This is a genomic window from Aquirufa sp. ROCK-SH2 (assembly GCF_054558315.1).
In genome coordinates, this window is the sequence record NZ_JBPXKB010000006.1 from 76,303 (window position 1) to 84,717 (window position 8,415).

Annotated in this window: 7 protein-coding genes; 6 read left to right on the forward strand and 1 reads right to left on the reverse strand. The window is 37.4% G+C overall.

Features of this window, described 5'->3' with window-relative positions; translation table 11 throughout:
- Positions 1 to 58 precede the first annotated feature (58 nt).
- The 5 genes from V7S79_RS11930 to V7S79_RS11950 all read left to right on the forward strand — a co-directional run bounded on the left by V7S79_RS11930 (position 59) and on the right by V7S79_RS11950 (position 5,243).
- Complete coding sequence (locus V7S79_RS11930; RefSeq protein WP_459490824.1) at positions 59 to 766, forward strand: 6-phosphogluconolactonase; 708 nt, start codon at positions 59 to 61, stop codon at positions 764 to 766.
- 17 nt (positions 767 to 783) lie between these two features.
- The gene (locus V7S79_RS11935) at positions 784 to 2,469 is read left to right on the forward strand and encodes a GMC oxidoreductase (protein WP_459490825.1); all 1,686 of its coding nucleotides are present in this window, start codon (positions 784 to 786) and stop codon (positions 2,467 to 2,469) included.
- Position 2,470: 1 nt separating this feature from the next.
- Positions 2,471 to 2,968 carry a gluconate 2-dehydrogenase subunit 3 family protein gene (locus V7S79_RS11940; RefSeq protein WP_459490826.1) on the forward strand — a complete coding sequence of 166 codons (498 nt, stop codon included), beginning with the start codon at positions 2,471 to 2,473 and terminating at the stop codon, positions 2,966 to 2,968.
- Positions 2,969 to 3,098: 130 nt separating this feature from the next.
- The gene (hemB, locus tag V7S79_RS11945; protein ID WP_459490827.1) at positions 3,099 to 4,070 is read left to right on the forward strand and encodes a porphobilinogen synthase; all 972 of its coding nucleotides are present in this window, start codon (positions 3,099 to 3,101) and stop codon (positions 4,068 to 4,070) included.
- Between the two features lie 6 nt (positions 4,071 to 4,076).
- On the forward strand, positions 4,077 to 5,243 hold the full coding sequence (locus V7S79_RS11950; protein ID WP_459490828.1) for an AIR synthase related protein: 1,167 nt from the start codon (positions 4,077 to 4,079) through the stop codon (positions 5,241 to 5,243).
- 374 nt (positions 5,244 to 5,617) lie between these two features.
- On the opposite strand, the gene V7S79_RS11955 is transcribed toward V7S79_RS11950, so the two are convergent.
- Positions 5,618 to 6,760, reverse strand: coding sequence for a helix-turn-helix transcriptional regulator (locus tag V7S79_RS11955; RefSeq protein ID WP_459490829.1), 1,143 nt, complete (start codon positions 6,758 to 6,760; stop codon positions 5,618 to 5,620).
- Between the two features lie 183 nt (positions 6,761 to 6,943).
- Here V7S79_RS11955 and V7S79_RS11960 point away from each other — a divergent pair.
- Positions 6,944 to 8,415, forward strand: a 1,472-nt coding sequence (locus V7S79_RS11960) for a hypothetical protein (RefSeq protein WP_459490830.1), incomplete at its 3' end; no start/stop codon positions are given.

The window sequence follows — 8,415 nt, forward strand, 5'->3', positions numbered from 1 at the left end:
ATGCGTCATACATTCTTAATTCTTCATTCTTAATTTTACACCCTACATTCTTAATTACATGAAAATTACTAGATTCAAAGACTACGCTTCCATGAGTGCAGCAGCTAGTGCGATCATCATATCTGATTTAACACAAAAAAAGAATTTACGATTAGGTGCTGCTACAGGAGGATCTCCAACTGGAATGTATGCCGCTTTAGCGGAGGCATATCAGAAAGATGCTAGTTTGTTTGATCATTTACAAGTAACCAAATTGGATGAATGGGGAATTATTCCAATGTCACATCCCGATTCCTGCCAAAGTTATTTGAAACAACACTTACTAGGCCCATTGCACGTTTCGGCTGACCGTTATGAAGAATTTGATACAAATAACACTGATTTGCTGGCAGAATGTAAAAGAATCCAGGATTCCATTGATCAAAATGGGCCTTTAGATATTGTTATTTTAGGTTTGGGGAAAAATGGACACATAGGTTTTAATGAACCCGCTGCTGAATTACAAGTTGATTGCCACAAAGCCATTTTAGCGGAAAGTACCATCCAACACGACCCTACTTTATCGCAAGGTGATGAACCTGCTTTTGGTTTAACTTTAGGTTTGAAAAGTATATTACAAGCCAAAAAAATTCTATTTTTGGTAACAGGTTCTGGCAAAGAAGAAGCGATCAAGCAATTGATGACAAAGAAAATTTCTACTTTCTTACCAGCCTCTTTTTTATGGTTACATCCCCATGTGGAATGTTTGATCAATGAAAACGTTTAGTTTTAACATCTTTTGGGATGAATACATTTGATGCAATTGTTGTCGGTTCAGGTATTTCTGGAGGTTGGGCAGCCAAAGAACTTTGTGAAAAAGGATTAAAAACCTTGGTGCTTGAGCGAGGCAGAAATGTTGAACACAACAAAGATTATCCCACGGCCATGAAGGCTCCTTGGGAGTTTGCTCACCGTGGAAAAGTTACTAGAAAATATCGGGAAGAAAATCCATTAATTTCAAAAGCTGCAGGCTTTGGGGAAGATACTGCCCATTTTTTTGTGAAAGACCAGGATCATCCCTATGTTCAAAAAAGACCATTCGATTGGATTAGGGGTTATCAAGTAGGAGGTAAATCATTGATTTGGGGAAGAGCTACTCAACGATGGAGTCAATCGGAATTTGAATCGCCGGCTAAATACGGTTATGGTATTGAATGGCCCATTCAATATAAAGATATTGCCCCTTGGTATTCCCATGTAGAGAAATTCATTGGTGTTTGTGGAAATAAAGACGGAATTGATGCCATGCCCGATGGCGAGTTTTTGCCACCTTTCGATTTCAATTGCGTAGAACAATACATGGCGGATAAAATCAAGGAATTTTATCCAGAAAGGCATGTAGTCCAAGGGCGTTGGGCTCAATTGAGTAAAGCCTCTGAGCTTCAAAAAGAACAAGGGCGCAGCGATTGCCAAGGACGTAATTTATGTATGCGAGGTTGTCCTTATGGTGGCTATTTTAGCTCCAATGCCTCCACTTTGCCATGGGCGAAAAAGACAGGTAATTTGACATTAAGACCCCATTCAGTAGTTCATTCTGTGATTTATGATGAGCAAACAGGCAAGGCCAAAGGCGTTAAAATCATCGATGCTGAAACGCATAAGGAAGAGATTTTTTATGCCAAAATCATTTTTTTGAATGCCTCGGCCTTAAATACCAATTTGATTTTATTAAACTCAAGGTCCTCCCGTTTTACCAATGGTTTAGGAAATGACCATGATATATTGGGTCGATACATTTGTTTCCATAATTATCGTGCTTCTGCCAATGCGAAAATCGATGGTTTCCTAGATAAGTATGTATATGGAAATAATCCCACCGAAGCTATTTTAGCCAATTACCGTAATTTGTATAAAAAAGACATGGATTTTGTGGGGGGCTATACTACGTTTACGGGGGCTTATCGGACACGTAAAACAGGAACAGAGCAAGGTCCACAAATAGGCGCGGATTATAAAGAGGCGTTATCAGAATTAGGCGATTGGCACATTTATATGTACATGCAAGGAGAAACCATTCCAAAGGCAACAAACCGAGTTTATTTGAGCAAGGACCAAAAAGACGCTTGGGGAATCCCGTTGTTGGTCACGGATGTAGGCTATGATCAGAATGATGAATTAATGGTCAAGGATTTTTTGGAGCAAAGCAAAGAAATGTTGGGTAGGATTGGTTGTGTGGACATCGAAGTCCATGATAGTAAGCAAGCCCCTGGTTTAGATATTCATGAAATGGGTGGAGTCAGAATGGGCAAAGATCCTCAATCTTCTATGCTAAACGAAAACAATCAATTACATAGTTGTCTAAATGTTTACATAACTGATGGTGCTTGTATGACTAGCACTGGAAATCAAAGCCCATCCATATTATACATGGCTTTAACAGCAAGGGCAGTGGCTCATGCAGTAGAAGAATTTAAACAGGGGAAATTCTAAGATGAACAGAAGAAGATCCATTCAGGCGGGTGCCACTTTATTTTTTGCTGGATTTGTTGGAGCAGAAGCATTTTTATCTGCTTGTCAATCCTCCGAAAAAGGACTAGCTTTTTCTGAAACAGAATTACAAATACTGGACGAAATAGGGGAAATCATCATTCCAACAACGAAGAAATCGGCAGGAGCGAAAGCTGCCAAAATAGCCAATTTCATGCAAACCATTGTTTCGGATTGTTATACCAAAGAGGAGCAAAAAGTGTTCATGGATGGATTGGGAAATATCCCCAAAGATTTCTTGCAGTATTCTCCCCAACAAAAATGGGATTTTGTCCTCGATTTAGATAAAAAGGCAAGTCGCATTAATGAAAATGAGCTTCCCCCTCATTTTTTTACCCTCATCAAACAATTAACTACCTGGGGTTATTTCAGCTCCGAAGTGGGATTAACTCAAGAATTGGGTTATAATCCCATTCCTGGGAAATATGTGGGATGTGTATAATTTATGAGTTATGAATTATGAGTTATGAATTTATATGGGTAATTATCTTCAAATCATACTTCATAATTCATAACCCATAATTCATAACTATCCCTGCTTTTCCGTAAATTGCAACCTAATTCAAAATTGTATGCTGCAAAGACCAAGAAGAAATCGCCAAAGTGCTGTTATTCGTACAATGGTAGAGGAAAATAGATTGTCTGTGAAGGACATGATGTTCCCTTTGTTTGTGATGGATGGAGTTAATAAAAAGTCGGCCATAGCATCTATGCCGGGTATTCATCGCTTTAGTTTAGATTTACTTTTAAAAGAAATAGATGAATGTGTTGCATTAGGCATTCAATCATTTGCTTTATTTCCTCAAATTGCAGAAGATAAAAAAGATTCTATAGCCTCAGAAAGTTACCGAAAAGGAAATTTATATTTAGAGTCCATTCATGCCATTTCAAGCAGATTTCCGGAAATTAGTTTATTAACAGATGTAGCCATGGACCCCTACAGTTCCGATGGACATGACGGTGTGGTGAAAAATGGTCAAATCATCAATGATGAAACATTGCCCATTTTGGCCAAAATGGCCATTGCTCAAGCACAAGCTGGAAGTAAATTGATTGGCCCATCTGATATGATGGATGGCCGAGTAGGGTATTTAAGAGAATCCTTGGATGAGGCAGGATTTACTGATGTAGGTATTATGGCTTACACTGCTAAATATGCTTCAGCCTTTTACGGACCATTTAGAGATGCCTTGGAATCGGCCCCTAAATTTGGAGACAAAAAAACCTATCAAATGAATCCAGCGAATCAAAGAGAAGCACTTCGTGAAGCGGAGTTGGATGAGTTGGAAGGAGCGGATTTTCTGATGGTAAAACCTGCTTTGGCCTATTTGGATATTATCGCTTTGTTGAAAGAGAACAGCAATTTACCCATTGCCGCATATAATGTTTCGGGAGAATATGCCATGGTAAAAGCTGCAGCATTGAACGGTTGGATTGATGGAGAAAAAGCCATGTTAGAAAGCCTTTTGGCGATTAAAAGAGCAGGAGCTCAAGTGATCTTGACGTATTTTGCCAAAGAATTTGCACAATTAAAAATATCATAAAAAATTATGTCATCTGAGCGCTATTTACAACGCGGAGTTTCTGCTTCAAAAGAAGATGTCCACCAAGCAATTTCTAAGCTTGACAAAGGACTTTTCCCTCAAGCTTTTTGTAAAATTTCACCAGATATTTTAGGTGGAGATGAGGATTATTGCAACATCATGCACGCAGATGGTGCAGGTACTAAATCGTCTTTAGCCTATTTATATTGGAAAGAAACTGGAGACATTTCTGTTTGGAGAGGAATTGCTCAAGATGCGGTAGTGATGAACACAGACGATTTAATTTGTGTAGGTGCTACGGATCAAATGTTGCTTTCTAGCACGATTGGAAGAAATAAAAACTTGATTCCAGGGGAGGTAATTGCCGAAATTATCAACGGTACGGAAGAAGTGTTACAAATGCTTCGTGATAATGGAATAGGAATTTATTCTACAGGTGGTGAAACTGCCGATGTAGGTGATTTAGTGCGAACCATTATTGTAGATAGCACGGTTATTGGAAGAATGAAGCGTTCTGATGTGATTTCTAATGGAAATATTCAGGCAGGTGATGTAATTATTGGTTTGGCTTCAGACGGACAAGCGAATTACGAAAAAGTATATAATGGAGGAATGGGTAGTAATGGATTAACTTCCGCTCGTCATGATGTCTTGGGCAATTATTTGGCTAAAAAATACCCTGAAAGTTTTGACCCACAAGTTCCTTCAGATTTAGTGTATTCTGGATCCAAGCAATTAACGGAGCCGGTAGCAGGAACACCCTTAAACGTAGGGCAATTAATTTTGTCGCCAACAAGAACTTATGCTCCAGTCGTAAAAGCTTTGTTAACAGAATTAAGACCACACTTGCATGGAATGGTGCATTGCTCAGGCGGTGCACAAACGAAAGTGATGCATTTTGTAGAGAATGTTCACGTTATCAAAGACAATTTGTTCAAGGTCCCTGCCCTATTTGAATTGATTCAAAAAGAAAGTGGAACAAGTTACAGCGAAATGTACAAGGTGTTTAACATGGGTCACAGGCTAGAAGCTTATGCTAATCCAGCTTTTGCGGATCAAATCATCTCCATTTCTCAATCATTTGGAATTCCTGCGCAAATCGTTGGCCGAGTTGAGGCTTCAGAAGTGAAGAAACTGACGATTAAAAGTGAGTTTGGAGAGTTTGTTTACTAGGAAGAGAGAAAAGAGGAAAGAGAAGAGAGAAAAGAGGAAAGAGAAGAGAGGAGAGAGAAAAGAGGTAAAAGGTAATAAGTATTTCTTTTCTCTTTTCCCTTTCGTTGAATGTAGAATTAAAAATTAAGAATGTAGAATTTAGAATCCCGTAGGGATGATCATTATTGTAGCCATGGATTTTAATCCGTGGATAAATAGAATCAATAACATTGAATGTAAAAAGGTAATAGGTATCAGATTTAACACGGCAGTGCGTATGATAATTCAGATATTTTGACTCTTAATTCTCATTATTACCTATTTTTACTTTCCTCTTTTCTCTTTTCTCTCTTCTCTCTTCTCTCTCCTCTCTTCTCTCTTCTCTTTTCCCTCTTCTAACAGCTAACCTCTTGCAAAGATTTTAAATATTCAGAAGGGGTTTGTCCAGTGTAATTTTTAAAAGTAGAATAAAAATTGGCTCGATTGGAGAAACCAGAAAGGGCGCCAATTCCGTCTATCGAAGTGTTTCTGGAGGCTCCATCTTCTAATAATTTTTTGGCGTAATTCACCCGGTATTCAGCTCTGATTTCTGTGAATTTCTTGTTGAAATTATATTTCAAACATTCTTTGAGTTGATCTTCTGTATAGCCTAATCGAGTTTCAACATCCCGCAAATTAAAATCGGGATTCAAATAAGGCATTTGGCTCATAAAGTCGTAAAATTTGTCGGCAATGATTTTATATTCATCTATGAAAAGGCCATAATTTTCCGTTTTGGGAAGTACCTTTTTTTGAACTTTGAAATGAGTCTTACCATATATTATTTCAGGGAATAAAGTGAAAATGATAATTGGTACACTCAAATATCCAATTCCTGATAATATATTAAAGGGAGAATTTGTGACAGCCTCTTGTAAATTTTTGCTACTATATGTGATGTAAGTTAAAAAGCCAAAATTAATAGACAGAAGTACCATAGAAGCTAAAAAATAAATGGCCCATTTACTGTGCTCATTTCTTTGCAATTTGTTTCTCTGATAGACGAAGATTAAGGAAAAAAGCGAATAAATAAAAAGTAAAGCTGGACGAGTAAAAAAAGCTACATCTTGGGAATAAAATCGATTAACAATATCGAATCGATGGAATTCATTGATATTACCAACGACTTTTTTAGCAATATCTAATTTGACTGAAAATGGCAAAAAATAATAAGGGAAAATTGAAACGATATGTATAGTGAAGGGGATCAAATGAAAAAACTGTTTGCCACCAATTTTAAAACGGTCTTTTTCAACGATACTTTTCGAATACCAAAAGATCAAAGGTCCTAATAAGTACCATAAAGGTGAAAAATGTCCATAGAAAAAAGCCAAAAGAATTGGGTCTTTACCATACACAGTGTAATAATGCGTCAGAGAATAAGTAGAAAAAATAACCAGTATCAAGCTGAGGTACAAAGAAGATTGATTTTCTCTGTAGTTATACAGCACACTGATTAATGCAATGAAGATAATTGCAATTGATATATAGAAAAGCATGGTATTAATTTAGAACTAGGGTAGTAAAGCCTGTGCGAATTTAATAATTTTTTAGAACTCTATAAGTTTTGTAGTATAATTTTTGATTTTTTAGACTAAAAGCACGTTCTTTTTTTTCATTAACTACGTTTATTGCTCTTTCTTGCAACGTTTTAAATTATATACATGTTCAAAATTAATATCATGAAAAGATATTTAAGTTATCTTAAGTATTTTAAGCTGCGTTCTGCGCTTATTTTTCTCTCTACTTTTTTAATCAGTTTTATTTCTTTTGGAAATTTAACTTCTTCTCCCCCGGCATATCCTCAAGTCACATTTAATAAAATCTTTCAAGGAACGGGGACTTATAAAGTAGAATCCACGTCGATCACTATAACTTCTGAAACCGGTTCTGGACCGTATACTTTTACATCTGCCACTGCTGGAACCCAATTTTCTGGCAATAATGTAAATGGTACTTTGACTTATGGACCCGGTCCTACTACTATTTATGGGACTATATCTCGTTTGATAAAGGAACCAGGCAACAACATAACAGGATTTTATTTCGTTCAAACCGATGCCAGCTTCACTCAAACATCTACGAGTTTGCATAATGCTTTCATATTTGTAGATCCAGCGGATGATGCTAATGCACTTTATTCATCACCTTTTACATCAAGGAGTTCAAGTACATCCTCTGACCCAGTTGATGCTGCATTGAACAAATTATTAGGGGTAACATCCCCTTCAATTACTTTAGATGATTCTACGCTTGGTGATTTTAATTCTTGTGTCGATGTTACATCGGCTTCTCAAAGCATTACAGTAGGAGGTGCTGATTTAACAGCAGATATTCTTTTATCTTTTACCGGTAGCGCTTACGAACTTTCAACAGATAATAGTAATTTTTCTCCAACATTAACTCTTACTCAATCAGGAGGTTCAGTAGCAGCTACTACTGTATATATACGGATGAAGGCTACTGCGACAAACCCAGGTGCTGAATCTCTACAAATAACTTCTACAGGAGCAACAACTGCTGAATCACCACTAACTGGAACAGTAACACCCGCCTCAGTTGGAGGAACAGCATCTGCAACGAATGCAACTGTTTGTACTGCCTCAGGAACTACAATTTCTTTAACAGGCAATACAGGAACGATTCAATGGCAAAAGAAAGTAGCAGGATTTTTCGTAGATATTACGGATTCTACTCGTACTACTTTATTAACAGGAAATTTAACACAAGAAACTATTTATAGAGCCAAAGTAACTAGTGGGATTTGTGCAGTCGCATATTCTAACGAAGTAACAGTAGCTGTTTCGGCTGCCTCCGTAGGTGGTACTGCTTCTGCATCGAATGCAACTGTTTGTACTGCCTCAGGAACTACAATTTCTTTAACAGGCAATACAGGAACGATTCAATGGCAAAAGAAAGTAGCAGGATTTTTCGTAGATATTACAGATTCTACTCGTACTTCTTTATTGACAGGGAATTTAACACAAGAAACTATTTATAGAGCCAAAGTAACTAGTGGGGTTTGTGCAGTCGCATATTCTAACGAAGTAACAGTAGCTGTTTCGGCTGCCTCCGTAGGTGGTACTGCTTCTGCATCGAATGCAACTGTTTGTACTGCCTCAGGAACTACAATTTCTTTAACAGGCAATACCAG